This is a genomic window from Rothia sp. HMSC071B01 (assembly GCF_001808945.1).
Taxonomy (GTDB): domain Bacteria; phylum Actinomycetota; class Actinomycetes; order Actinomycetales; family Micrococcaceae; genus Rothia.
The window spans coordinates 42,859-68,282 of sequence record NZ_KV795081.1 but is presented as its reverse complement, the minus strand read 5'-3'; the positions used below and the strand labels follow the sequence as shown (position 1 = coordinate 68,282).

At 61.1% G+C, this 25,424-nt stretch carries 20 protein-coding genes; 19 read left to right on the top strand and 1 reads right to left on the bottom strand.

The genetic code is table 11. The annotated features are described in order from the left end of the window. The first annotated feature begins 21 nt into the window (after window positions 1-21). The 15 genes from nusA (at window position 22) to HMPREF2527_RS08395 (ending at window position 18,210) form a co-directional block, all read left to right on the top strand. Window positions 22-1,119 carry a transcription termination factor NusA gene (gene nusA, locus HMPREF2527_RS08465; protein ID WP_049362942.1) on the top strand — a complete coding sequence of 366 codons (1,098 nt, stop codon included), beginning with the start codon at window positions 22-24 and terminating at the stop codon, window positions 1,117-1,119. Between the two features lie 251 nt (window positions 1,120-1,370). Continuing rightward, a complete protein-coding gene (locus HMPREF2527_RS08460) occupies window positions 1,371-1,712 on the top strand; it encodes a YlxR family protein (protein ID WP_049341695.1) in 342 nt (113 codons plus the stop codon). Window positions 1,713-1,931: 219 nt separating this feature from the next. Further along, window positions 1,932-4,814 carry a translation initiation factor IF-2 gene (gene infB, locus HMPREF2527_RS08455; protein WP_070507731.1) on the top strand — a complete coding sequence of 961 codons (2,883 nt, stop codon included), beginning with the start codon at window positions 1,932-1,934 and terminating at the stop codon, window positions 4,812-4,814. A gap of 172 nt (window positions 4,815-4,986) precedes the next feature. Beyond that, window positions 4,987-5,427, top strand: a complete 441-nt coding sequence (rbfA, locus tag HMPREF2527_RS08450; protein ID WP_005507090.1) for a 30S ribosome-binding factor RbfA — start codon at window positions 4,987-4,989, stop codon at window positions 5,425-5,427. Further along, window positions 5,428-6,525 carry a tRNA pseudouridine(55) synthase TruB gene (gene truB / locus HMPREF2527_RS08445; protein WP_049351821.1) on the top strand — a complete coding sequence of 366 codons (1,098 nt, stop codon included), beginning with the start codon at window positions 5,428-5,430 and terminating at the stop codon, window positions 6,523-6,525. It begins immediately after the preceding gene. A 192-nt stretch (window positions 6,526-6,717) separates the two neighbouring features. Next, window positions 6,718-7,455 (top strand): DUF4345 domain-containing protein, encoded by a 738-nt coding sequence (locus tag HMPREF2527_RS08440; RefSeq protein WP_070507728.1) that lies wholly within the window; start codon window positions 6,718-6,720, stop codon window positions 7,453-7,455. Between the two features lie 262 nt (window positions 7,456-7,717). Continuing rightward, complete coding sequence (locus HMPREF2527_RS08435) at window positions 7,718-8,734, top strand: bifunctional riboflavin kinase/FAD synthetase (RefSeq protein ID WP_070507726.1); 1,017 nt, start codon at window positions 7,718-7,720, stop codon at window positions 8,732-8,734. 179 nt (window positions 8,735-8,913) lie between these two features. Next, window positions 8,914-9,372: an S-ribosylhomocysteine lyase gene (locus tag HMPREF2527_RS08430; RefSeq protein WP_005507094.1), complete on the top strand. Its 459-nt coding sequence runs from the start codon at window positions 8,914-8,916 to the stop codon at window positions 9,370-9,372. Further along, window positions 9,372-10,265 (top strand): 5'-methylthioadenosine/S-adenosylhomocysteine nucleosidase, encoded by an 894-nt coding sequence (mtnN, locus tag HMPREF2527_RS08425; RefSeq protein WP_070507724.1) that lies wholly within the window; start codon window positions 9,372-9,374, stop codon window positions 10,263-10,265. Before HMPREF2527_RS08430 ends, mtnN begins: the two co-directional genes overlap by 1 nt. 210 nt (window positions 10,266-10,475) lie before the next feature. After that, entirely contained in the window at window positions 10,476-10,814 is a 339-nt protein-coding gene (locus HMPREF2527_RS08420; RefSeq protein ID WP_070507722.1) for a hypothetical protein, read from the top strand. Window positions 10,815-11,066: 252 nt separating this feature from the next. Beyond that, a complete protein-coding gene (locus HMPREF2527_RS08415; RefSeq protein ID WP_070507720.1) occupies window positions 11,067-12,473 on the top strand; it encodes an amino acid permease in 1,407 nt (468 codons plus the stop codon). Between the two features lie 303 nt (window positions 12,474-12,776). Next, window positions 12,777-13,046: a 30S ribosomal protein S15 gene (gene rpsO / locus HMPREF2527_RS08410; RefSeq protein WP_005507098.1), complete on the top strand. Its 270-nt coding sequence runs from the start codon at window positions 12,777-12,779 to the stop codon at window positions 13,044-13,046. A 401-nt stretch (window positions 13,047-13,447) separates the two neighbouring features. Then, window positions 13,448-15,667: a polyribonucleotide nucleotidyltransferase gene (locus HMPREF2527_RS08405; protein ID WP_070507719.1), complete on the top strand. Its 2,220-nt coding sequence runs from the start codon at window positions 13,448-13,450 to the stop codon at window positions 15,665-15,667. Window positions 15,668-15,809: 142 nt separating this feature from the next. Beyond that, window positions 15,810-16,856: an acyltransferase family protein gene (locus tag HMPREF2527_RS08400; RefSeq protein WP_168160859.1), complete on the top strand. Its 1,047-nt coding sequence runs from the start codon at window positions 15,810-15,812 to the stop codon at window positions 16,854-16,856. Window positions 16,857-16,878: 22 nt separating this feature from the next. Then, window positions 16,879-18,210, top strand: coding sequence for a M16 family metallopeptidase (locus HMPREF2527_RS08395; RefSeq protein ID WP_005507100.1), 1,332 nt, complete (start codon window positions 16,879-16,881; stop codon window positions 18,208-18,210). A 187-nt stretch (window positions 18,211-18,397) separates the two neighbouring features. Here the strand turns inward: HMPREF2527_RS08395 and HMPREF2527_RS08390 are convergent, their stop codons facing one another. Continuing rightward, window positions 18,398-20,344 (bottom strand): acyltransferase family protein, encoded by a 1,947-nt coding sequence (locus tag HMPREF2527_RS08390; protein WP_070507714.1) that lies wholly within the window; start codon window positions 20,342-20,344, stop codon window positions 18,398-18,400. 253 nt (window positions 20,345-20,597) lie between these two features. On the opposite strand from HMPREF2527_RS08390, the gene dapB reads away from it, so the two are divergent. From dapB to HMPREF2527_RS08370, 4 genes are all read left to right on the top strand, one after another. Continuing rightward, window positions 20,598-21,368 (top strand): 4-hydroxy-tetrahydrodipicolinate reductase, encoded by a 771-nt coding sequence (dapB, locus tag HMPREF2527_RS08385; protein WP_070507712.1) that lies wholly within the window; start codon window positions 20,598-20,600, stop codon window positions 21,366-21,368. Between the two features lie 9 nt (window positions 21,369-21,377). Then, window positions 21,378-22,040 carry a tetratricopeptide repeat protein gene (locus tag HMPREF2527_RS08380; protein ID WP_049348889.1) on the top strand — a complete coding sequence of 221 codons (663 nt, stop codon included), beginning with the start codon at window positions 21,378-21,380 and terminating at the stop codon, window positions 22,038-22,040. Window positions 22,041-22,233: 193 nt separating this feature from the next. Further along, window positions 22,234-23,169 (top strand): 4-hydroxy-tetrahydrodipicolinate synthase, encoded by a 936-nt coding sequence (dapA, locus tag HMPREF2527_RS08375; RefSeq protein ID WP_005507104.1) that lies wholly within the window; start codon window positions 22,234-22,236, stop codon window positions 23,167-23,169. A gap of 388 nt (window positions 23,170-23,557) precedes the next feature. Continuing rightward, on the top strand, window positions 23,558-25,273 hold the full coding sequence (locus tag HMPREF2527_RS08370; RefSeq protein ID WP_070507710.1) for a ribonuclease J: 1,716 nt from the start codon (window positions 23,558-23,560) through the stop codon (window positions 25,271-25,273). Window positions 25,274-25,424 lie beyond the last annotated feature (151 nt).

Here is a 25,424-nt window from a genome sequence, read left to right as displayed (position 1 = left end):
AACTGGGAAAGGCTGAAAAGCGTGGAGGATATTAAAACTATTGACCTGGGCGCACTGCGCGCATTGGCGAAGCAGCGCTCTCTCGTCATGGAGGAGCTCTTCACCCTGGTTGAGAACGCCCTGCTGCTCGCGTACATGAAGCAGCCCGGCGCTATTAAGGGCTCTCGTGCCGTCATCGACCACACCACCGGCGAGTTCGTCATTCTGGCTCCTGAGCTTGATGAGGATAACCAGAAGATTGACGAGTTCGACGATACCCCGAACAACTTTGGCCGTATCGCTGCCGCAACCGTACGTCAGGTGCTCTCGCAGCGTCTGCGTGACGCTGAGGACGCATCCGTTCTGGGCGAGTTCAAGGACCGTGAGGGCACCCTGGTGTCCGGCGTGATTCAGCAGGGCAACAACCCGCGTATGGTTCAGGTTGACCTGGGCACCGTTGAAGCTGTTCTGCCCAGCAACGAGCAGGTTCCGGGCGAGAAGTACCCGCACGGTACCCGCCTGCGCGCCTACCTGGTTGAGGCTCGCCGCGGCCCCAAGGGCCCCTCGATTGTGGTTTCTCGTTCGCACCCGAACCTGGTTCTGCGCCTGTTCGAGCACGAGGTTCCCGAAATCTCTGAGGGCCTGGTTTCCATTAACTCCATCGCACGTGAAGCTGGTCACCGCTCCAAGATTGCTGTGTCCGCGAAGAACCCGACCATTAACGCTAAGGGTGCGTGCATCGGCGATATGGGTGCCCGCGTGCGTGCGGTTGCTGCCGAGCTGAACGACGAGAAGATTGACATTGTCGACTACTCGACCGATCCGGCAACCTTCATCGCTGCGGCACTGTCCCCGGCGAAGGTCACCGAGGTCATTATCGCGAACCCGCGTGAGTATTCCGCTCGTGCCGTGGTTCCGGATGACCAGCTGTCCCTGGCTATCGGCCGTGAGGGTCAGAATGCGCGTCTGGCAGCGAAGCTGACCGGCTGGCGTATCGATATTCTCTCCGAGTCCAAGTACGCTCAGGTTCGTGCCGAGGAAGAGGTTGCAGCTCGCGTGGCTCGTAGCCTGGCTGAAGAAGCTTCCGCTGAGAAGGCAATTGAAGAAGCAGCAGAAGAGTCCGCACAGGACGCTGAATAAGCATTAGCCCCGGTGAGGGGCGTATCCCGCGGCATATCCTTTTGATGCAGGCGCAAGAGATCGGGCAGCAACGTGCCCGGTGTTCTTGCGCCTGCGTCACAGTTTTGCCCATGATTCTTAAAAACGGGATACACTATTAAGATGTGCCGGTGCGTAACCGGGCGCTTTATCGTGCCCTCACGCGCACCGGATAGAGCATCACGAATGTACTGCGAACGCGGTTCTACACACGCTAGAGAGGGGAGAGGACCATGAGCAATCACGACCTCACCGCAACCTCCGAAGCGTTTGAAGGACCGGTCCGCACCTGCATCGGATGCCGTGCCCGCGATGAACAGCGCAACCTGCTGCGCATCGCCCGCACACCCGTCACGTCTGCTACCGAGCAGGCGGACACCCCGCCCTATCAGCCCGATACGGCGGGAACTATGCCCGGACGAGGCGCTTGGATCCATCCGAGCGAAAAGTGCGTAGCCGCTCTGCAGAAAAAGAACGGTCTGGCGCGCGCCTTCAAAAAAGCGGTCCCTGCAGCCCAGCTGCAGGCGTGCTGTGAGCAGATTCGAGCCGTTATTGCGGACTCGACCCCCTCATAGACGCTTTTCGGGTATATGCCCTCTGTAAGTCAACGAGTTTGACGACTTCTTATCTGAAAGCGAGTCAGAAAACTGATGGATATCTAATGAGTGCCGCGAAATGAGTACCCTTTCGTGCTCACCCACCGGCAATTTCACGAATTGGCGCGCCTTCGGGCGTGCACCCCGTAAACATTAGTGTCCGCACCATTCCCGGTGCGGACCGGGAATGGAGAAAATTTGGCTCAGCCTCGAGTACACGAGTTTGCTAAAGAAGTAGGCGTACCTTCCAAGGAAGTTATCGCCAAGCTCAAGGATATGGGCGAGTTCGTTAAGAGCTCCTCTTCCACCCTGAACCCCATGGTTCTGAAGAAGTTGCGCGCGGAATTCCCCGCCGCAGCCGCTAAGCCTGCCGGAAAGGCAGCACCTGCAAAGGCAGCAACGGAGTCGGCGGCTAAGCCGGCACCCAAGCCCGCAGCGGCTAAGCCCGCCGCTAAGCCTGCGGCAACCCCCAAGCCCGCAGCGGCAAAGCCTGCCGCTAAGCCGGCACCCAAGCCTGCAGCTAAGCCCGCAGCAGCTGAGAGCGCAGCTCCCAAGCCCGCAGCAGCTAAGCCCGCCGCAAAGCCGGCAGCAGCACCCAAGCCCGGCGGCCCCCGCCCGGGTAACAACCCCTTCGCATCCCAGCAGGGCATGGCACGCCCCGAGGCTGCACCGAAGCCGGCAGCACCCAAGCCTGCCGCTCCGAAGCCCGGCCCCAAGCCCGGTCCTCGCCCCGGTAACAACCCCTTCGCATCCCAGCAGGGTATGAAGCGTGGCGGCGGCGACTCGCAGCGTTCCGGCGGTCCCCGTCCGGCACGTAACGGTCGTCCCGGTGGCAATGGTGGCGCACGTCCCGGCGGTAATGGCGGTCCCCGCCCCGGTGCACCCCGTCCGGCAGCTGGCGCACGTCCCGGTGGCAACGGTGGCCCCCGTCCGGCAGCTGGCGCACGTCCCGGTGCACCCCGTCCGGCTGGTGGCGGCGGCGCACGCCCGAACCCCTCGATGATGCCCAAGGTTTCCAACGTTGGTGGCGGCGCGTCCGGTTCCAACAACGGCGGCGGTAACGGTGGTGGCGGCGCACGTCGCGGCGGCGGTTCCGGCGGCGGCTTCAACCGCGGTCCGGGTCGTCCCGGCCCCGGCGGTCGCGGCAACGCACAGGGTGCATTCGGTCGCGGCGGTTCCAAGCGTAAGGGCCGCAAGTCCAAGGCAGCTCGCCGCCATGAGCAGGAGCAGCTGAACGCACCGGCACCCGGTGGCGTGGTTGTTCCTCGCGGCGACGGCTCGACCGAGATTCGTCTGCGCCGCGGCGCGTCCATCATGGACTTCGCTGAGAAGATTGGCGCAAACCCGGCATCGCTGATTACGGTTCTCTTCCACCTGGGTGAGATGGCTACCCAGACTCAGTCCCTGGACGAGGAGACCTTCGAGCTGCTGGGTGCCGAACTGGGTTACGTCATCAAGATCGTTTCCCCGGAGGATGAGGAGCGCGAGCTGCTCGAGTCCTTCGACATCGACCTCGAAGCCGAAGCAGAAGCTGAGGGCGATGACGTTCTGGAGGTTCGTCCCCCGGTCGTTACCGTCATGGGTCACGTTGACCACGGTAAGACCCGCCTGCTGGACGCTATCCGTAACACCAACGTTATTGAGGGTGAGGCCGGCGGCATTACCCAGCACATTGGTGCATACCAGGTCCACACCACCGTTGAGGGTGAAGACCGCGCGATTACCTTCATCGATACCCCCGGTCACGAGGCGTTCACCGCTATGCGTGCCCGTGGTGCGAAGGTCACCGACGTGGCAATCCTCGTGGTCGCAGCGGATGACGGCGTTATGCCCCAGACCGTTGAGGCACTGAACCACGCACAGGCAGCTAACGTGCCGATCGTGGTTGCTGTGAACAAGATCGATAAGGAAGGCGCGTCCCCGGACAAGATCCGTGGCCAGCTCACCGAGTACGGTCTGATCCCCGAAGAGTACGGTGGCGACACCATGTTCGTGGACGTCTCCGCTCGCAACGGCACCAACATCGACGAGCTGCTTGAAGCTGTCACCCTGACCGCTGACGTGCTCGAACTGACCGCTAACCCGAACAAGGAAGCACGCGGCGTTGCTATTGAAGCAAACCTGGACAAGGGCCGCGGTGCGGTTTCCACCGTCCTGGTTCAGTCCGGTACCCTGCGCGTCGGTGACGCTATCGTTGCCGGTGTTGCTCACGGTCGCGTTCGTGCAATGTTCGATGAGAACGGTCAGGCTGTGAAGGAAGCTGGCCCGTCCCGCCCCGTTCAGGTGCTGGGTCTGTCCACCGTTCCTCGTGCAGGCGACACCTTCCTCTCCACCGAGGAAGAGCGCACCGCTCGTCAGATCGCTGAGAAGCGTGAAGCTGCTGATCGTAACGCTCAGCTGGCTAAGCGTCGTAAGCGCGTGACCCTCGAGTCCTTCGATGCCGCTGTGGCTGAGGGCAAGATGGACACCCTGAACCTGATTATTAAGGGTGACGTCTCCGGTGCTGTGGAAGCACTGGAAGAGTCCCTGATGAAGATCGACGCCGGTGGCGACGAGGTTCAGCTGCGCGTCATCCACCGCGGTGTGGGTGCTATTACCCAGAACGACGTGAACCTGGCTACCGTGGACAACGCGGTCATCATCGGCTTCAACGTCCGCCCGGCAGAGCGCGTTGCAGAACTTGCCGACCGCGAAGGCGTCGAGATGAAGTTCTACTCGGTCATCTACCGTGCGATTGAGGAAATTGAGCAGGCCGTCAAGGGTATGCTCAAGCCCGAGTACGAGGAAGTGGAGCTTGGCTCCGCAGAGATCCGCGAGGTCTTCCGCTCCTCCAAGTGGGGCAACATCGCAGGTTCGATCGTCAAGAACGGCATCATCAAGCGCAACGCCAAGGCACGCCTGGTGCGCGACGGTTCCGTGGTGGCAGACAACCTCACCATCGAGTCGCTGCGTCGTTTCAAGGACGACGCTACCGAGGTTCGCGAAGGTTTCGAGTGTGGTATTGGCCTCGGCTCCTTCAACGACATCAAGGAAGGCGACATTATCGAGACTTGGGAGATGCGCGAAAAGCCGCGTGTCTAAGACTCACACGCTGATGCGCCCGTCACCCGCTAGTGTTCCCGCACCCGCAGGCTTCTAAAACTGGAGCCTGCGGGGCGGGTGCTGGCGGGGCGGGCGCTTCCGCATTACCTGGAACGCTTCCAAAGCACCTCGAGTGCCCACGGAAGCGCCACAACATTTCAAGGAGAAACACATGGCTGATGCAGCCCGCGCGGCACGACTTGCCGACCGCATCAAGGTAATTGTGGCGAAGGCGCTGGAGCGTCGTGTTAAGGACCCCCGCCTCGGTTTTGTGACCATTACCGATGCCCGCGTGACCAACGACCTGCAGCACGCAACCCTGTACTACACCGTGTTCGGCTCCGAAGAGGACGCCGCAAACACCAAGAAGGCGCTGGAATCCGCTAAGGGCATTCTGCGCGCCGAGGTTGGTAAGAACATCACTGCCCGCCTGACCCCCACCCTGACTTTCGTCGCTGACGAGGTTCCCGAGAACGCCTTCCACATTGAGGCGCTTCTGCGTGAGACTCGCGAGCGCGACGCCGCCCTGGCTGCTGCAGCCGAGGGTGCCGAGTACGCTGGTGAGGCTGACCCCTACAAGAAGGATGAGCCTGCCGAGGGTGAGGACGCCTAAGTGGCGAAGAAACAACCTCAGGGCCCGTCCGGCCTGATGGTCATTGATAAGCCCGCCGGGATGAGCAGCCACGACGCAGTCTCTCAGATGCGTCGTATTGCTGGCACCCGGCGGGTCGGTCACGCCGGTACGCTGGATCCCGCCGCGACCGGCGTGCTGATTTTGGGCATCAATAAGGCGACGAAGCTGCTGACCTACCTGGTCGGTCAGGATAAAACCTATGACGCGACGATTCGCTTAGGGCTTGAGACGCTGACCGAGGACGCCGAGGGTGAACACACCGCCGCGCATCCTGATGCCGTCGAGGCGCTGACCGGTCTGGACGCTGAGCAGATGCACTCGCGCATCCTGGAGGCTGTGGCGCAGCTGAGCGGCGATATTCTGCAGGTTCCTTCTGCGGTGTCCGCTATTAAGATCAACGGTGTTCGTTCGTATGCGCGTGTGCGTAGCGGTGAGCAGGTTGAGTTGGCGGCGCGTCCGGTGACGATTAGCGAGTTCACGGTACATTCCATCAACCCTGGTTTTGCCGAGTACGTGATTGAGGACCCCGAGAATGAGGGCGAACACGCGGCAACCTCGGTTCCCGTGATTGACTGCAAGGTGACGGTTTCGTGCTCTTCGGGCACCTATATTCGTGCCCTGGCGCGTGATTTGGGCAAGATTCTGGGCACCGGTGGCCACCTGACGGCTCTTCGCCGTACCCGTGTGGGCGCGGTGGTGCTTGAGGATGCCGCCGATTTGGCGCAGTTGAAGCAGCGCCGTGAAGAGTCGGAAGCACCGCTGGAAGATTTGCCGCTACTTCCCCTGGAGGAGGCGGCACGCCGCATCTTTGGTGCGCGTGAGCTCTCCGCCGCGGAGGCGAGCGATATTTCCTACGGGCGCCGTATTAGCCCCAGCGGTGACGGTTCCGTGGTGAAGCGTTCCGTGCACGCGAGCGCGGATGAGTCCGGCGCGGTGCAGCATGCCAGCGTTGAGGGTATTGTGGCGGGCTTCGCCCCGGACGGTACCCTGGTAGCCCTGTTGGAGAATAAGAAGCAGCGCGGGAAGGTGCTGGCCGCCCCGGTGCTGGTTTTTGAGGCGAATCGTTCCTTCAACTAGGCGTTGAAGGCTTATGATAGGCGAAGAAGGTTCGGTGTTTGCGCCTGCCCAAACCTGGTTTGCCCAAATCTATCTGATTCAGCGCCCTGTTGAAGGTGCCCCCTATTCATTCAATGCGCTAACGTATATACAACCCCTGAACACACATGACTACTCGTGCGGGTGCCGCCCGGCCCTGCTGAAGGAGAGAAGATGAGCGAGAACCAGAGCTCTGCTAAGAAGGCGAGTGAGCCTCGTACCGCGCCGGTACCCCGCGTGGAGTCTGCACAGGCTGAAGCTACCGTAACCGGGGCTGCTACTCAGAGCGGTGCCGCGAAGGCTGCCGGTGCTAAGAACGCTGAGCCTATTTCTGCGGCGAAGGCACCCGAGGGTGTTCGCGTAGCCGCACCGGCGTCCGGCGATAAGGCGTCGCAGAAGGCCGATAAGAAGGCTGAGAAGAAGGCAACCCGCGAGGCGTTTGCCCGCCCCAAGAGCCTTGAGGAGGCGGCTAAGCCTCAGAACCGTGCGGCGTTCCGCGCGGCGGTGGCGCTGTACGGTCTGTTCATGATTGCGTACGGTGTGTGGCAGGTTCTGGGCGGTGTCCGCGTGATTCCGGATGCGCCGCAGGATTTTGCGAACCCCTCGGTGCAGTCGAACTACGCGTTCTTCGCGGCAGCCTATGTGGGTGTGGGCCTGTCCTTCGTGTTCATTGCCCTGAAGTTCAAGTGGGTGAACATGCTCGTGTTCTCCTGCCTGGTGGTTTTCCTGGGTGGCGTGGGTCGTATCCTGTCGTGGGCGTTCTTCGGTACCCCGCACTGGTCGCTGATTGTGCTGATGGTGACTGAGCTTGTGATTCCTCCGTGCCTGCTGGTGTGGTACAGCTGGATTAACAAGTCCAATAAGATTCGCGAGGAGATGCTGAAGGCTTCTCGTAACCAGGCTCGTAAGTAGTCGTAACGCCCGGGAAGGTTCCTGCCGCACGGTGGGGTACCTGCCCGGGCTTTTTTCTGGGTGGGTGCTGCGCGTGGATTTTCCAGGTGCGGAGGCTGCACAGTTGCGTGTCAGATACCCCGCCGCATCCACAAAGCTAGGGGAGAGGGCACCGCCTGCGAGGGGCTCCGTTCCATTCCCTGTTGATTCCCGTTTTGAATTCTGCATCCTGCCGCCTGTGGTCTAGGATGGTTAGGTACATTTATCTTTTTCAGGAGAGCCCGTGACCCTCTACACCGCTTTGAGCGAGGTCCCCGCCGGCTACGGCCCCTCGGTCGTGACCATCGGCAATTTTGACGGCGTGCACCGTGGACATGCCCGCGTGATTTCGCGCGTGGTCTCCCTTGCTGAAGAGCACGGTTTGAGCTCTATCGCGGTCTCTTTTGACCCGCACCCGATGCAGGTGCACCGTCCCGAGGCGACCCACCACGACATTATGGGTCAGGGCTCGCGCCGCTACTTCATGTGCCTGCTGGGTCTGAACGACTACCTGCTGCTGAACTACAACCTGCAGTTCGCTTCGCAGACCCCCGAAGAGTTCGTGAAGTCCACCTTCGTGGATGCGCTGAACGCGCGTTTCGTGGTCATCGGTGACGACGTGCGCTTTGGTAAGAACAACTCCGGCGACCTGAACACCATGCGTGAGCTGGGGGAGAAGTACGGGTTTGAGGTGGTTGTCGTTGAGGACCTGATGGTGGATGAGAACACCCGCTGCTCCTCGACCCGCATCCGCCAGCTGCTGCTGGACGGCGATATGCCCGCCGCAACCGAGCTGCTGGGCCGCCACCACATGATGGCTGGTGAGGTTGTGCACGGTCTGGCGCGTGGCCGCGAGTTAGGTTTCCCGACCGCGAACCTTGAGCTTGAGGCGCGCGGCCTGATTCCCGCCGATGGCGTGTACGCCGGCTGGCTGGTGGACGAGTCCGGTAACCGTCACCCCTCCGCTATTTCGGTGGGTACGAACCCGACCTTTGACGGTATTGAGCACCGCCAGGTTGAGGCGCACGTGATTGACCGCCCGGAAGAGCGCGTGGAGGATTTCAACTTGTACGGTCAGCATGTGCTGATTGAGTTCGTGAAGCGTCTGCGCCCCATGGTGGCGTACACCGGTGTTGAGGCGCTGATTGAGCAGATTAACGATGACGTGGTGCAGACCCGCGAGGTGCTGGCTGAGGACGCTAAAAGTTACTGCCCGCCGGAGTGCCCGGTGCAGGCGGAAGTGAAGCATCCCCAGCTCTAACCCCACCACGGGTAACCCAGCCACAGGGCGCCGCAGCCTGCGTTTTCTGCGGTGATGACGTGTGATGCCCCGGCGGTAGATTTTCGGATCTGCCGCCGGGGCTTCGCGTACCCGTCCGGATGTGCCACCCGCGAGGCACCCCTGTTTTAGTCGTCCCCGTTTTAAGAGAAGATAGAGTCATGGAAAAAATGAACGTCGAATCCTTCAACCTCGACCACCGCGCCGTAGCAGCACCCTACGTGCGTATCGCAGACCGCAAGGTCCTGCCCGGTGGCGACACCCTCATCAAGTACGATATCCGCTTCACCCAGCCGAACACCGCGCACCTGGAAATGCCGACTGTGCACTCCATCGAGCACCTGAGCGCCGAGCACATGCGCAACCACACCGACCGTCTGATTGACTTCTCCCCGATGGGCTGCCAGACCGGTTTCTACGCGCTGACCCTGGGCCTGGAGCCCGAGGAGTTCTTCCCCATCCTGGAAGCAACCCTCAACGATATCCTCAACGCGACCGAGGTTCCGGCAGCGAACGAGGTGCAGTGCGGTTGGGGTGCCAACCACACCCTCGAAGGCGCGCAGGCTGCGGCTCGCGAGTTCCTCGCGGCACGCGATGAGTGGGCGCAGGTGATGGCGTAATGAGCGCACAGATCCCTGACGCTTTCGCATCCGCCTTCAACCCGGTGGACTTTGACCCGAACGCTTTCGACCCGGCTGAGGCGTTCAACAGCATGTTTGAGCTGATGGACGGCATGTCCAACGCCATCATTATTCAGGTGGCGATGGATGAGGAGCTCGCACCCTTCCTGAAGGTGACCGAGGAGCTGCAGCCGTCCTTCACCGAGGGCGCGGCAGTATTCCACCCGCGCTACCTGCAGGTGGGCGAGGACCAGGTTCCGCTACTGTTGGTTCGCTCCAAGATTGGTCTGGTGAACGCGGCGAGCGCCGTCACCGAGGCAATCAGCTACTCCTCGAACTGCCTGGGCGTCATTAGCGCAGGTACCGCCGGCGGTTTGGCGCGCGGCATCAACGTGGGCGACGTGCTGATTGGCGAGAACTACACCTACACTGACGCCGACGCGACCGCGTTCGGTTACGCGCGCGGCCAGGTTCCCGGCATGCCCGAAAGCTACGACGGTCAGGCGGATGAGTGGCAGGACGCTCTGGAGCATGCGCTCGCCGCACTGGAGCCGGTGCGTGAGCAGGCTGAGAGCGCGTGGGAGGTGCGCCGCGGCCAGATGCTGGCGGGTAACTCCTTCGTGACCGCCCACAACGTGAAGGACACCCGCGAGGCATTCGAGGGCGCCATCAGCACCGACATGGAGACCACCGCTATTGCGCAGGTCTGCCACAACTACGAGATTCCGTTTATCGGTGTGCGTTGCGTGTCTGATCTGTGCGGCCCGGAGGCTGACCAGGACTTCCACCTCTCCATGGACGTAGTGGCTCCTCGTTCGGCTCGTTACGCTCTGCAGCTGGCTGCTGAGCTGTGGACCGAAGCGCAGCTGGAGGCGCTGGATCTGGCTCTCTAAACCTCTAGAACACGCGGTAAGACTGCGGCGGGATACGAATCTGAGCCCGCTGTTTGAAATGCCGGAGGAAGTGCCGGGGCGTGAACCGATGGGTTCACGCCCCGGTCTTTTTGTACCGGTCTCTGCGCCCGGTTTTACGCCTGAACCGCGAGAAACGCAGAAATATTAACCGCGGTGAATATACATTCTGTGTGTCGTGGAGTACTATGAATGTGGAAACTGTCCGATCTCACAGAGGAGTACGTCGTGAAGTTCTGCCCGACTCTCGCCTCCGTCACCGGTCTGCTCGGTGGCTACAAGGTTGCATCTAGCACCGGCATCCGCCCGCTCGGCGGCGCTGTCCTGGCACTGTGCGGTGCCGTGGCTTACAAGAATTGGAAGCGTAAGGCTGGCGCAGGCCGTGCCACCTTCCTCACCGCTCTCTACCTCGGCGCGTTCGGCGCCGCTCATCCGCTCGCCAAGAAGCTTGGCGCGTGGCCTGCAGTCTACACTGTGACTGCTGCAACCGCTCTGTGCTCTATCGTCATTGGACGTAAGCGACAGAAGTAATCTTTGACGAAAAGACGGCGGAAAGGCAACGTTGCCTTCCCGCCGTCTTTTGCGTTCCCTCCCACCGTACCGGTTGGGAGCGGATGCGCCGGGGCGACGCGCGAAGGCAACACCTTCCGCGCAACGCCCCATCACTCGATGGGGAGTGAATCAACCGGTACCGCTCTCAGTCACCTGCTGAGCTGCGGCACCGCCCGATACGTTTCCCCGCCACCGGCGGGTACACCCCACGAGGTAAAGGAAAAGAAGAAGATGAATACCACTCCGGACTCATCCCCGGTACAGCAGGGCGTAGCTGAGGCTACCTCCGAGAGCCCGCAGCTAGCGCGTGGACTCTCCCTGCGTCACATCATGTTCATCGCCCTCGGCTCCGCCATCGGCACCGGCCTGTTCTACGGCTCGGCATCCGCCATTCAGCTGGCGGGCCCCTCCGTGCTGCTTGCCTACGTTATTGGCGGCGCGGCAGTGTTCATGGTGATGCGCGCAATGGGCGAACTCGCCCTGGCGCACCCGGTCTCCGGAGCGTTCTCCGAATACGCTACCCGCTACCTCGGACGCTGGGCTGGTTTTGTGACCGGCTGGACCTACGCCCTGGAAATGGCGCTGGTTGCCATTGCGGACGTCACCGCCTTTGCCGTGTACATGAAGTTCTGGTTCCTGAACAGCCCCTCCTGGATCTGGATCGTCTCGGTTCTGCTGATTCTGCTCGCCATTAATCTGGCGAAGGTCAAGGCGTTCGGCGAAACCGAATTCTGGTTCACTCTCGTGAAGGTCAGCGCCATTATCGCCATGATTGTTGGCGGCGTGGTTCTGCTCTTCGTGGGTGTGCAGGCGCACGACTCCGTGGCGCCCTCCGTTACGAACCTCTGGGCTCTTGAAGGCGGCTTCTTCGCGAACGGATTTACCGGCTTCCTCGCCTGCTTTACCGTGGTGATGTTTGCCTTCGGTGGTATCGAGAACATCGGTATTGCCGCCGGTGAGGCGAAGGATCCGCGCACCTCGATTCCCAAGGCGATTCGCACGGTGCCGTTCCGCATCCTTATCTTCTACATTCTGACCCTGTCGGTCATCATGTCCCTGTACCCCTGGTACTCGGTGACGAAGGCGAACTCGCCGTTCGTGCAAATCTTTGAGGGCCTGGGCATTCCGGCTGCCGCTTCGATTCTGAACGTGGTCATCATTACCGCCGCCATCTCTGCGCTGAACGCGGACGTGTACGGTGCCGGCCGCATGATGTACGGCCTGGCGAAGCAGAACCTGGCGCCGGCTTCCTTTGCGAAGGTTACGAAGAACGGTGCGCCCTGGATGACCACCCTCATCATGGTGCTGGTTATGGCAGTCGGCGTGATTGTGAACGTGCTCTTTGAGAACGCGTTCGAGGTGGTCGCCTCCCTGGCGACCTTCGCGACGGTGTTCGTGTGGGTCATGATTCTGCTGGCGCACATTGCGTTCAAGCGTAGCGGCGCCGATACTGACCCGCAGCCGGTGCGCCAGCCCCTGTGGCTGAGCTACCTGGCGTTGGCGTTCATGATCTTTATCGTGGTGCTCTTCGGTTGCTTCGCCGATACCCAGCTGGCGCTGGTGATGGGCGCAATCTGGTGCCTGTTCCTGCTGGGCTACTACCGCCTCGTGGTGGTCCGCGCTCGCGTTGAAGTATAGAGAACAGAAGCGTAGAGAACAGAATCACAGAGAGCAGAAGCATAAACGCTGAATCCTCAACGTAAAGCCCGGTGCGAGAGCCCTGCGTGAGAGCCCGGCTGTGAAGCCCGGCGACCGGTAGTGTGATGAGCTACCTGTCGCCGGGCTTCTGCTCACCCTTCCACGAAAGCGCCTCGGTAGCGTAGAATGGGAAGAACGCGTCTGCAGTCCGCAGTAGACGACGTGTATTACAGGGCGTAAGCCCACCACCCGGCGGCAACCGTCCGTACGGGACGTATGCGGTACTAACTCTAGGAGTTAAAAGTGGCACTGGATCCCGCTGTCAAGCAGGCAATCATCAAGGAATACGCAACCCACGAGGGCGACACCGGTTCGCCCGAGGTTCAGATTGCAGTTCTGTCTCGTCGTATCGCCGACCTGACCGAGCACCTGAAGTTCCACAAGCACGATCACCACTCCCGTCGTGGCCTGATGATCCTCGTTGGTCGTCGCCGCAACATGCTCGGCTACCTGAAGAGCGTCGACATCGAGCGTTACCGTTCGCTGATCGAGCGCCTGGGTCTGCGCCGATAAAACAGGAGCGTCTTGACGCTTTTGTGGTGATTAATCGCCTTTAGGCGGTGTGTGCGGACGTGCTGTCAGCACTACCAGCCCTCCATTTCGGAGGCGGGTAGCGCCAGCGCGTCCGTACTGCCGCGTTGAGGGGCGCATCTTCCGCTAGCTAGATTCCTGCGCTAGGTTTTTGGGCTAGATTCCAAAGCTGCGCGAGAAGATGCCGCCTCACCTGAAAGAAAGAACACGGGCCGTACCGGCACACACGCCGCGGTCCTCGGTAGCGAATTACGGAACAACACCACCCCCACAACCGTGCCGACACACGTCGAGCACACGAAAAGGCGGGGGAGAGGTGCCGTGGTTTCCTATCGAAGGCCGACTCGTGCGCCGTACGGCCTGCCAAGAAGAAAGAAGGAACCGTGGAAGGTCCCGAAATCAAGTTTGCTGAAGTCGAAATCGACAACGGCATTCACGGTAAGCGCCACGTGCGCTTTGAAACCGGCCGTCTCGCCAAGCAGGCTAACGGCTCGGTGCTCGTCACTATCGATGACGAGACCACCCTGCTCTCCGCAACCGTGGTCGGCAAGTCTCCCCGCGATGGCTTCGACTTCTTCCCGCTGACCGTGGACGTGGAAGAGCGCATGTACGCAGCCGGCAAGATCCCGGCATCCTACTTCCGCCGCGAAGGCCGCCCCAGCACCGAGGCCATTCTGGCAGCCCGCCTGATTGACCGCCCGCTGCGCCCCGCCTTCACCAAGGGCATCCGCAACGAGGTGCAGGTCGTCGTGACCGTCCTGACCTACAACCCGGACGAAATCTACAACACCTTCGCGATCAACGCGGCTTCGGCATCGACCACGCTCTCCGGCGCGCCCTTCAGCGGCCCCATCGGTGGCGTGCGCATGGCACTGATTGACGGCCAGTGGGTCTGCTTCCCCAAGTACTCCCAGCTGGAAAACGCCGTGTTCGACATGGCTGTTGCCGGTCGTATCGTCACCAAGGCTGACGGTACCGAAGACGTCGCGATCATGATGGTCGAGGCTGAGGCCACCGACAACTCCTGGAAGCTCATCAAGGAAGACGGCCAGACCGCCCCCACCGAAGAGGTCGTCGCCCAGGGTCTGGAAGCCGCTAAGCCCTTCATCGCCGCCCTGTGCAAGGCCCAGGCTGACCTGGCCTCCCGCGCCGGCAAGCCCGCTCTTGAGTTGCCCTTCTTCGGCGGCCACGGCGAGGACGTGGACGCAGCCGTGAAGGAATTCGCCGCAGACCGCCTGGTCGAGGTGTACTCCATCGCTGGTAAGCAGGAGCGCGAAGCAGCAGCAACTGAGCTGAAGGAAGACCTCAAGGAGGCCCTGACCGGCGAGGGTAAGGAATTCGAAGAGCGCGCCGACGAGGTTGACGTGGCATTCGCCGCCCTGACCAAGCACATCGTGCGCCAGCGCATCCTCACCGAGCAGGTCCGTATTGACGGCCGCGGCCTGACCGACATCCGCCAGCTCACCGCTGAGGTTGAAATCCTGCCCCGCGTGCACGGCTCCTCCCTCTTCGAGCGTGGCGAGACCCAGATCATGGGTATCACCACCCTGAACATGCTCAAGATGGAGCAGCAGCTGGACTCCCTGCACCCGCTCAAGTCCAAGCGCTACATCCACCACTACAACTTCCCGCCGTACTCCACCGGTGAGACCGGCCGCGTGGGTTCGCCCAAGCGCCGCGAAATCGGCCACGGTGCACTCGCAGAGCGCGCAATCACCCCGGTGCTGCCCTCCCGCGAAGAGTTCCCCTACGCAATCCGTCAGGTCTCTGAGGCTCTGGGCTCCAACGGCTCGACCTCCATGGGCTCGGTCTGTGCATCGACCCTGTCCCTGCTGAACGCCGGTGTGCCGCTGCGCGCACCCGTTGCAGGTATCGCAATGGGCCTGGTCTCTGACGAGGTTGACGGCGAGACCCGCTACGCAGCCCTGACCGACATCCTTGGCGCGGAAGACGCACTGGGCGATATGGACTTCAAGGTTGCAGGTACCTCCGAGTTCGTGACCGCTATCCAGCTGGACACCAAGCTCGACGGTATCCCCGCATCCGTGCTCGCTGGCGCACTGACCCAGGCACGTGAGGCTCGCCTGCACATCCTCGAGGTGCTCGTCAGCGCGATTGACGCACCGGATGAGATGAGCGAGTTCGCACCGCGCATTATTTCCGTGAAGATCCCGGTTGCCAAGATCGGTGAGGTCATCGGCCCCAAGGGTAAGATGATCAACCAGATCCAGGAAGACACCGGCGCAGACATCTCCATTGAGGACGACGGCACCGTGTACATCGGCGCAGCTGACGGCCCCTCCGCAGAGGCAGCACGTTCGGCAGTGAACGCTATCGCTAACCCGCAGGTTCCCGAGGTTGGCGAACGCTACCTGGGTACCGTGGTGAAGGTGACCGACTTCGGTGCGTTCATCTCCCTGACCCCCGGTAAGGACGGCCTGCTGCACATCTCCGAGATGCGTAAGCTCAACGGCGGCAAGCGCGTTGTTGACGCTGAGGACGTTGTCTCCGTGGGCCAGAAGGTCCAGGTGGAAATCACCAAGATTGATGACCGCGGCAAGCTCTCGCTGGCACCGGTCGTTGAGGGTGGCGACGACGAGTAGTCGTAACCCCCGCTAAGTGATGAGGGGCGCCCGGCGCACCCGGTGCGGTTCATTCCCCGCCGGATGCACCGGGCGCCCCTTGTTCGCGAGTAAGAGAGATAAGATTAATATATTTCTCTTGCACTGGAAAGAAAGTGAGCGAATGCAGACACGACGTGACAGCACAATTGATATTGCTAAAGGCATCGCAATCATTGCAATTGTGTTTGGGCACATTCATCGAGGGATGTGGGCATCTGGACTGGGGACGGAAGCCTTCCGCCCCTACAAATATGTGTTTGACTACGGTGTCTATTTTTGGCACCTGGTAGTTTTCGCTTTTCTGAGCGGCCTTTTTGTCGCACGAGGAGCCACGAAGACTACCCCCTCCTCATACCTGACAAAGCGTCTGATCCTCTTCGGATACCTCTACGTTATTTGGCAGGTTCTGCAGGTGGGCATGAAGCTTGTGCTCCCGTCTAATTCTTCCGATAAGACGACTGTTATGAGCCTGCTCGAGCTGTGGAAGCCCGAGGGTCAGCTCTGGTTCTTCCCTTGGCTCATGATTGTCACCATTATTGCTGTGGTGACGCGAGTATGGCAGAAGAACGCTATTGCTGCCCTAACGATTGCTGGTTCAGCGATTCTTGCGCTTGCCTCGTGGGGCTACATCGGCGAATATGTCGGCACGCAGGGTCTTTCGCTGCTCTTCTTCTTCCTCGTTGGTGTAGCCCTTGGCTATGAGAGATTCCAGCGCATTATGAGCTCCATTCCTTTGGCTGCTCACGCGGGTATCGTTGCTGTTGCCCTGTTCGACTACATCTATCTTCTGATGAACTTTCAGGCTACTCCGCCTACCGTCATTCCTTACTTCACGAATAATGTCGGTGCGGTAGCTATGGGTATTCTTGCAACGGCGATGTCCTCGCTGGCGGTGCTTTCGCTCTCCTACCTGCTGGCGCGGGTTCCGTGGAGCGGATGGCTCGCCTACCTGGGCCGTCACTCCCTGGAAATCTTCATCGCGCATATTGTGTGCGGTGCAGCTTTCCGTTTCGTACTGATTAAGTCCGGTTTCTTCTCGGTGCCCCTGTTCTTGGTGGGAGGAACGATCTTCGCGATCCTCGCCTCGCTCCTGATGGGGTACTGCGCTCAGAAGCTGCGGGTTCCGCTGTTTGCGTTGCCTCGCCCTCTTGAACGAAAAATTAGCTAATCGAAATATCGAAGGACGCTGAATGTCTATTTCCCTGCCCGTCGAGCTTGAGGCCATCGCCGAAGAGCTCAACTATGAGCACGGCCGCCTCATCTACGAGGGTGTAGGCGGTAACGAGGTGCGCCGCTCCATCCTGCCCGGTGGTGTACGCGTGATTACCGAAAAAATGCCCGGTACCCGCGGCGTATCCATCGGGTTCTGGGTGGGAGTCGGCTCCCGCGACGAAGCCCCCGGCATGCTCGGCTCCACCCACTTCCTGGAGCACCTGCTGTTCAAGGGCACCGGAACCCGCACCGCCCTGGACATCGCATCCTCCTTCGACGCGGTAGGCGGCGAATCCAACGCCCTGACCGCTAAGGAGCACACCTGCTACTACGCGCGCGTGCTCGACGATGACGCACCCATGGCGGTGGACGTTATCACCGACATGGTCACCAACGCCCTGCTGGACCCGGCTCACCTGGAGCAGGAACGCGGCGTGATTCTCGAAGAGATCGCCATGGACCAGGACGACCCGACCGACGTTGCCTTCGAGAACTTCGTGGAGCAGCTCATGGGAGAGAACCCGCTGGGCCGCCCCATCGGCGGTACCCCGCAGGAGATTACCGAGGTGCCGCGTGACGCCGTGTGGGAGCACTACAAGCGCTACTACACCCCGGACCGCCTGGTGATTTCTGCGGCCGGTTCGCTGGAGCACAGCACCATGGTCCGCCTCGTGCTGGAGGCGCTGACCCGCTACGGCTGGAACCTGCAGGAGGGCGTGGCACCGGCACCGCGTCGCGTACGCACCGACAGCGGCATTGTTCCGCTGAGCGAGCTGCGTGAGGTGGAGAAGGGCTTCGAACAGACCAACATTGTGATGGGCTGCCCGAGCATTATCGCGGGCGACGACCGCCGCTACGCGATGAGCGTGCTGACCAGCGCGTTCGGTGCGGGCATGTCCTCGCGTCTGTTCCAGGAGATTCGTGAGAAGCGCGGTCTGGCGTACAGCACGTTTGCGTTCTCCGGTGCGTACTCGGACGCCGGCTACTTCGGCATGTACGCGGGCTGCCTGCCCGCCAAGACCGAGCAGGTGCGCGAGGTCATGGGCTACGAGTTCGATAAGCTCGCCACCGCCGGTATTACCGAGGAGGAGCTGACGAAGGTCCGCGGCCAGCTGGCTGGCTCCACCGTGCTCGGTAGCGAGGATTCGGGTTCGCGCATGTCCCGCCTGGGCCGTGCCGAGCTGGATTCCGGTCTGTTCACCAGCACCGACGAGCTGCTGGAGAAGATTCGTGCGGTCTCCCTGGAGGAGGTTCGTGACCTGGCGGCGTACCTGGGGCAGCAGCAGATGATTACCACCATCGTGCGCTAACCCTCAACGCGAATAAGGCATAGAATGCCCGTTCCCACACCCCACTAAATCGGGGGAGGGAACGGGTATTTTGTATGTATCGGCACCTATCAAAGAGATGCCTCCAAGAAGTGTTTCCGGGTGTTCTGCCACCCATACTCTTGACGCTCAGCATGAGCGGCAGAACCCGAAAAACTACTGCTCAGGGCTACTTCTGTGCCTTGGCGATAGCTTCCATCAGCACCTGGGCGTAGAGTTCCTGACCAGCAACCTCAGGGTGAACACCGTCAGAGGCCAGCAGACCACTCTGAGTCTGCAGAGCCTGGCGGATCGTAGAGTTCCAATCCGCAATAATCACACGATCAGAATGCTGAGCCGCAAACTCACGAATCTTACCGTTCGAGTAGTCAATCCAGGTCAGGTTGCGCGGGCCGTAACCGGTGACCAGCACCAGCTTAGAATCGGCGGGCATAGCCGCCAGAACCTCGTCGAGCTGACCATCCAGAATGGTCGAGTTCGCGGTCACCGACAGCACGAAGGTTTTACGAATCTGGCCGTTGGCACCCATGGACTTAATAATCGGCAGGGCCTTAGCAATGGTTCGTCCCTCAGCCGCATCGATAGATGCCTCGGGCATCTTGTCGTACAGCTCGGGGGATACCGCCACCACAATGGAGTCACCCACAATGGTCACCTGCGAAGAATCCACCGAACCGGTCGCGGCCTTCGACTCCGAGGGACTTGCCGAAGGCTTCGCGTCCTTACCCGCAGCGCTCGGGCTTGCCGATGCGCTCGCAGCCTGTGCCTCCTGACGAGCCTTCAGGCGTTCAGCGGCGGCACGCTTGCCGTCCTCAACGGACTGCTGGGCGGTAGTCATTGCCGGAGCGGTGTGCACCGCCAGGCCGGTCGAAGCAGCAGCCACAACAACGGCAAGAGCCACCGAAACCGGCAGGAACTTAGTGCGCGAGGACTGGAAAGCCGCCACCACACGGTTAGCGCTACCGCGGAAACCGTAGCGGCGAATCGGGGTCTCAACCCAGCGGTACGACATCTCCGCAATAGCGAAGGTCGCCACCAGAACGCCCACGTTCACCAGCGGGGAGCGGTCCGCACCCATCAGGTAGTGCATGACCACGGCGAGCGGCCAGTGCCACAGGTACAGGCCATAGGAACGTTCGCCCACCCAGCGTAGGGGAGCGAAGTTCAGCAGGCGGCGCAGCACCTCGGAGGCGCCAGCAAGCATGTCGGGAAGCATGCCCTGAATCACGCCCAGTGCCAGCAGGGAGGCGCCAAACAGGCCCCAGGGAATCGCACCGGGAGCCGATTCGGGAACGAGGATTGCGTAGGGAATCAGTGCGAACAGGGACAGCCAGCTGATCATGACGCGGGCGAAAGCGACCAGTCCGAAGGGCTGAGCCACGCGGTACAGTACCGACTGCTGTAGCGGCGGGTACAGCGACCAGGGGCGCGCAAACGCCAGCAGGGCGCCGAGCAGCAGGCCGTACAGGTGAGTATCGGTGCCGTAGTAGACGCGGCTAATGGGTGCGCCGGACATCAGAAGAGCGGTAGCAACGCTCAGTGACGCAATAATGCCCAGCACCATAACCACGCTGAAGCGACGCCACGAACGGCGCAACAGCACGCCGGCGCCAACAATGAGCAGCGGCCACACCACGTAGAACTGTTCTTCCACTGCCAGGGACCAGAAGTTTGTGAAGAGCTCCGGGGAGGTCTGCGCGAAGTAGTCATTACCGGCAAAAATGGAAATCCAGTTGGACGAGAAGGTCGCCGCACCGGCGAGCTGTCGGCCGAGGTTCACCTGAATATCGCCGCCAATGAGCAGGCTGACCGGTCCCATGACCAGAATCAGCAGGGTAATGGCGGGAAGTAGTCGGCGGGCACGGCGAATCCAGAAGTTGCCCAGGGCAATTTTGCCGGTGAGAGCACCTTCACGCAGAAGCAGGGAGGTAATCAGGAAACCGGAGATGACGAAGAAAATATCCACGCCGATCATGCCGCCGGGTAGTACGGTGGGCCAGAAATGGTACACCATCACGAGGAGCACAGCGATTGCTCGCAGACCGTCCAGACCCGGCAGAATATAACGCCGGTTAGCCTCATCTGGACGCACGGAGGAGGTAAAGAGGGACTTCATACTGTCAAAGCACTCCGTAGGATGGAAATTATAGAAATACTTCCTAATTATATGGTTGCTAACTTTAGATAGCGTATTAAACGGCTTGTATGACGGTTAGATTACTTCGCTTTTTAGACCGCTGAGGTTCCGCGGGGTATCTCACCCAGCGTGTGCGATGGCGTGCACCGCGCCCACACGGGGGATAATAGAGGCTGTACGTCACAGCGTCTGCCCCATAGTCGGGGTGCACAAAAGCTACGGAGGAGAGAAGATGGCCCACGAGGGCGACGAAAAAATCTGGAAGGTAGCGGTACTCGGTGCCGCAGGCCGCATGGGCTCTGAGGCGGTGCGCGCCGTCAACACCTCCGCAGACATGGACCTGGTGGCGGCACTGGGCCGTGGCGATGACCTGCAGGAGCTGGTCGATGCCGGCGCAGAGATTGTTATTGACCTGACAGTTCCCGAATCCAGCGAGGCGAATGTGCGTTTCGCGGTGGAGCACGGTATGCACGCGGTGGTTGGTACGACCGGTTGGACCCCCGAACGCCTGGACTCCCTGCGCGAGCTGCTGGTAGAGCACCCCGAGGTGGGTGTGCTCATCGCCCCGAACTTCGCGATTGGTTCGATTCTCGCCACCGAGTTCGCGGCGAAGGCGGCACGCTACTTCGAGTCTGTAGAGATTATTGAAATTCACCACCCGAATAAGGTAGATGCCCCCTCCGGTACCGCTGTGCACACCGCCCGCAAGGTGGCTGCCGCCCGCGCGGAGGCTGGTGTGGGTGCAAGCCCGGACGCCACCACCTCCGATCCTTTGGGCTCGCGCGGTGCCGTGGTCGACGATATTCACGTACACGCGGTGCGTCTGCGCGGCATGGTGGCGCATCAGGAGATTCTGCTGGGCGATCCCGGTCAGCAGCTCGTGATTCGTCACGATTCCTTTGACCGTGTCTCCTTCATGCCCGGCGTGCTGTTGGGTGTGCGTGAGGTGGCGGCGCATCCGGGCCTGAGCGTGGGCTTGGACGCCTACATGGATTTGTCCTAGGAGAGAATATTGTCTGAACAGACTTCACCCGACACCTCGCCGGTATCTTCCGAGGCTCGTAGCCCCTGGTGGACTTCGCTACGTTTGTGGACTGTCTGCGCCTGCGTGCTGATGGTGCTGACCGTGCTGATTCTGCCGCTGCCTCTGGCGGCGCGTGCCTCTATCCTGGGCGTGCTGATTTTTAGTGCCGTCTTTGTGACGGTGGATGCCGGCGGCTGGGGTAAGACCTTCGCGGCACTGACTTGCGCGCTGCTGACCCTGTACCTGGTACACATTGCGCAGCAGGGGTTCGTGATGCTCACCTCCGGTTCGGTGGCTGGCATTGTGCTTGGCGCGGGTATGATTTTGCTGCCGATTCTGGGTGCGTGGGCGCTGGTGCGTGAGGTGCTTTTCGGTGCTCGTATTCAGCGTATGGCTCAGGAGTTGGCTGCTTCGGGTGAGCTGGCGGAGGATACCCTGCCGCGCACCCCCTCCGGTCGTGTGGACCGTGAGGCGGCGGCGGTGGAGTTTGAAGGCTTTGCGGCGGCGGTTGAGCAGGACCCCGAGAACTGGAAGGCGTGGTTCAACCTGGCGTGCATGTACGATGCCGGTGGTGAACGCAAGCGTGCCCGTGCGGCGATGCGCAACGCGTGGGCGTTGCGTTCGGGCGGTCAGGCGAAGGGCATGCGTTAGGCTCTGACCCTGCGATCCCTAGTCAATGCCACATTTATTTTCGGTATGAGACTGATAACGCCGAGGCTATGTGCCCGGTTTCATAGGCTCTCGTGGAAGTACCGCGGGTTTGAAAGAGTCCGAATAGTAGAACACGCATGAAAACTTATGCGTTCTAACGGAAAAATCTGCATTTCGGGCGTACTCTGGACATATGTCTGAGAACCTTTCGAACCCCGGTACTTTTGTTGAACCCGTCTTCGGTCGCCTCCTGACCGCAATGGTGACCCCCTTCGCGAAGGACGGCTCCGTTGATGAAAAGCAGGTCGCAGACCTGGCGAACTACCTTGTGGAGAACGGCCACGATGGTCTGGTGGTCTGCGGTACCACCGGTGAATACTCCACCATGACCGATGACGAGAACGAGCGCGTCTTCCAGATTGTGAAGGATACCGTCGGTTCTCGCGCGAAGATTATTGCCGGTGTTGGTTCGAACGATACGGCGCATACTATTGAGCTGGCGCACCGTGCCGAAAAGATTGGTGTGGACGGCCTGCTGGTTGTGACCCCCTATTACAACAAGCCGACTCAGCCGGGTGTCTACGCCCATTTTGCGACCGTTGCGCAGGCAACTGAGACCCCCGTCATGCTTTACGATATTCCGGGTCGTGCGGGCATCCCCATCGCACCCGAAACCTACCGTCGCCTTGCAGAAATTGATAGTATTGTAGCGGTGAAAGACGCCAAGGCAGACTTCGGTGCCGCAACCGAGGTCATGGCAACCACCGACCTGCACTACTACAGCGGCGACGACGGACTGACCCTTCCCTGGATGGCAATGGGCGCCGTCGGCCTCGTTTCGGTGACCGCACACGTGGCACCTGCACTCTTCCGTGCCCTGATTGATGCTGTCGTTGCACAGGACCTGGTGGAGGCTCAGCGTCTTCACCTGGAACTGACTCCGATTGTCCGAGCAACCATGGGTCGTGCCCCCGGTTGCGTTGCTGCCAAGGAAATCCTTTCCTGGCAGGGTGTGCTGGATGAGCCCGTCGTTCGCTTGCCGCACGTACTCTCCGAACCGGAGGTTGCCCAGGCTATGCGAGCTGACTTGCTCTCCTCGAGTATCGCTCACACCCTGAAGAACGCCTAAACTTTAACGCAGAACCTGCACAACTTATCGTGCAGAGCGCGTATATATAGAGGACTTAGGCTACCGTCACACCCCGCTTTTGGGGCGCATGATGTAGTCAACGGATGCGGACTCCACACCTAGCAATGGGTGAGGGGTCCGCTCTGGCGTATTGCCACGGTTTACCGCCCAATGATTCGGCCCCCACTCAGACAGGGACGTAACTTAGGCAGAGGCACCCGCGCAGTACGCCCCCAATACTTTTAAATACTTTCGGTGATTTGGACGCACCGGCAGCACCTCCGCCTCGGCACATGAGAGCCGAACCGGCGGGAGCGCATGCGGTACGAAGCGTCGCCTACGAATCACAGACATCACAAGAAAACATAGAAGAAAGAGGAGACACACGATGAGCGTCTTTGAAGCGAATCTTCCCCTCCCTCCCCGCCTGAAGAAGGACACCCTGCGCGTGGTGCCCCTGGGCGGCCTGGGCGAAGTCGGTCGTAATATGACCGTGTACGAAATTAACGGCAAGCTGCTGATTGTTGACTGCGGCGTGCTCTTCCCCGAAGAGTCCCAGCCCGGCGTGGATCTGATCCTGCCCGACTTCAGCTACATTGTCGACCGTCTGGACGACGTGGTTGCCATGGTGCTGACCCACGGCCACGAGGACCACATCGGCGCGGTTCCCTACCTGCTACGCCGCCGCCCCGACATCCCCCTGGTCGGTTCCGAACTGACCCTGGCACTGGTTGAGGCGAAGCTCGCCGAGCACCGCATCAAGCCCTACACCCTCGCGGTGAAGGAGCACCAGGTGGAGCGTTTCGGTCCGTTCGAGTGTGAGTTCGTTGCTGTGAACCACTCGATTCCGGATGCGCTGGCTGTCTACATCCGCACCAAGGCCGGCAAGGTTCTGCACACCGGTGACTTCAAGATGGACCAGCTGCCGCTGGATGGTCGCCTGACCGACCTGCGCCACTTTGCTCGCCTGGGCGAGGAGGGCGTGGACCTGTTCCTGCCGGACTCCACCAACGCTGAGGTTCCCGGCTTCACCCCGACCGAGAAGCACATCGGTCCGGTGCTGTCGAACGTTTTCCGTGACGCAAGCGGCCGCATCATTGTGGCTTCCTTCTCCTCGCACGTTCACCGCGTGCAGCAGGTGCTGGACGCAGCCGCTGAGCGTGGCCGCAAGGTCGTGCTCGTGGGCCGCTCCATGGTGCGTAACATGACCATTGCTGAGAAGCTGGGCTACCTGAAGGTTCCCGCTAACGTGCTGGTGGACCTGAAGAAGGTTGACGACTACCGCCCCGACCAGATCGTGATGATGTGCACCGGTTCGCAGGGCGAGCCGATGGCGGCACTGTCGCGCATGGCGAACGGTGACCACAAGATTCAGATTGAGCCCGGCGACACCGTGGTGCTCGCCTCCTCGCTGATTCCCGGTAACGAGACCAGCGTCTTCCGCATCATTAACGCCCTCATGAAGCTGGGCGCTAACGTGGTGCACAAGGGCAACGCGAAGGTTCACGTTTCCGGTCACGCTGCCGCGGGTGAGCTGCTGTACTGCTACAACATCCTCAAGCCGAAGAACGTTATGCCGGTTCACGGTGAGGTTCGCCACCTGATTGCTAGCGGTGACCTGGCGATGGAGACCGGCGTTCCGAAGAAGAACGTGCTGCTCTGCGAGTCCGGCACCGTCGTGGATCTGCGCGATGGCGTGGCGTCCGTGGTGGGCGAGGTTCCCTGCGAGTACCTGTACGTTGACGGCCGCTCTGTCGGTGAGGTCACCGAGAGCGATCTGAAGGACCGCCGCATCCTGGGTGAAGAGGGCTTCGTGTCCATCGTGACCGTGGTGGATCGTGCCACCAAGCGCGTGGTGACCGGCCCGGATATTCACGCTCGCGGTATCGCTGAGGACGACTCGGTCTTCGACGAGATCGTTCCGAAGATTACTGCCGCCCTGGAGGATGCTCTGCACCGCGCACCCGAGAAGGTGCACACCGTGCAGCAGCTGCAGCAGATTGTGCGCCGCACCATCGGTGCCTGGATTTCTCGCCGTCTGCGCCGCAAGCCCATGATTGTTCCCGTGGTTGTTGAGAACACCTCGAAGGCTGCGAAGAACTAATACTCTGCGCGAGGCTAACTGCCTGGCATAGCGAAAGGCGGGGTCGATACTTGGTGTCGGCCCCGCCTGCCGTGTATCTGCGCAACGTACGCGTGAAAGCTGCGCGAAAGCTGCGTGAAAGCTCGGCGAAAGCGAACGCAGTAGGGGAGAA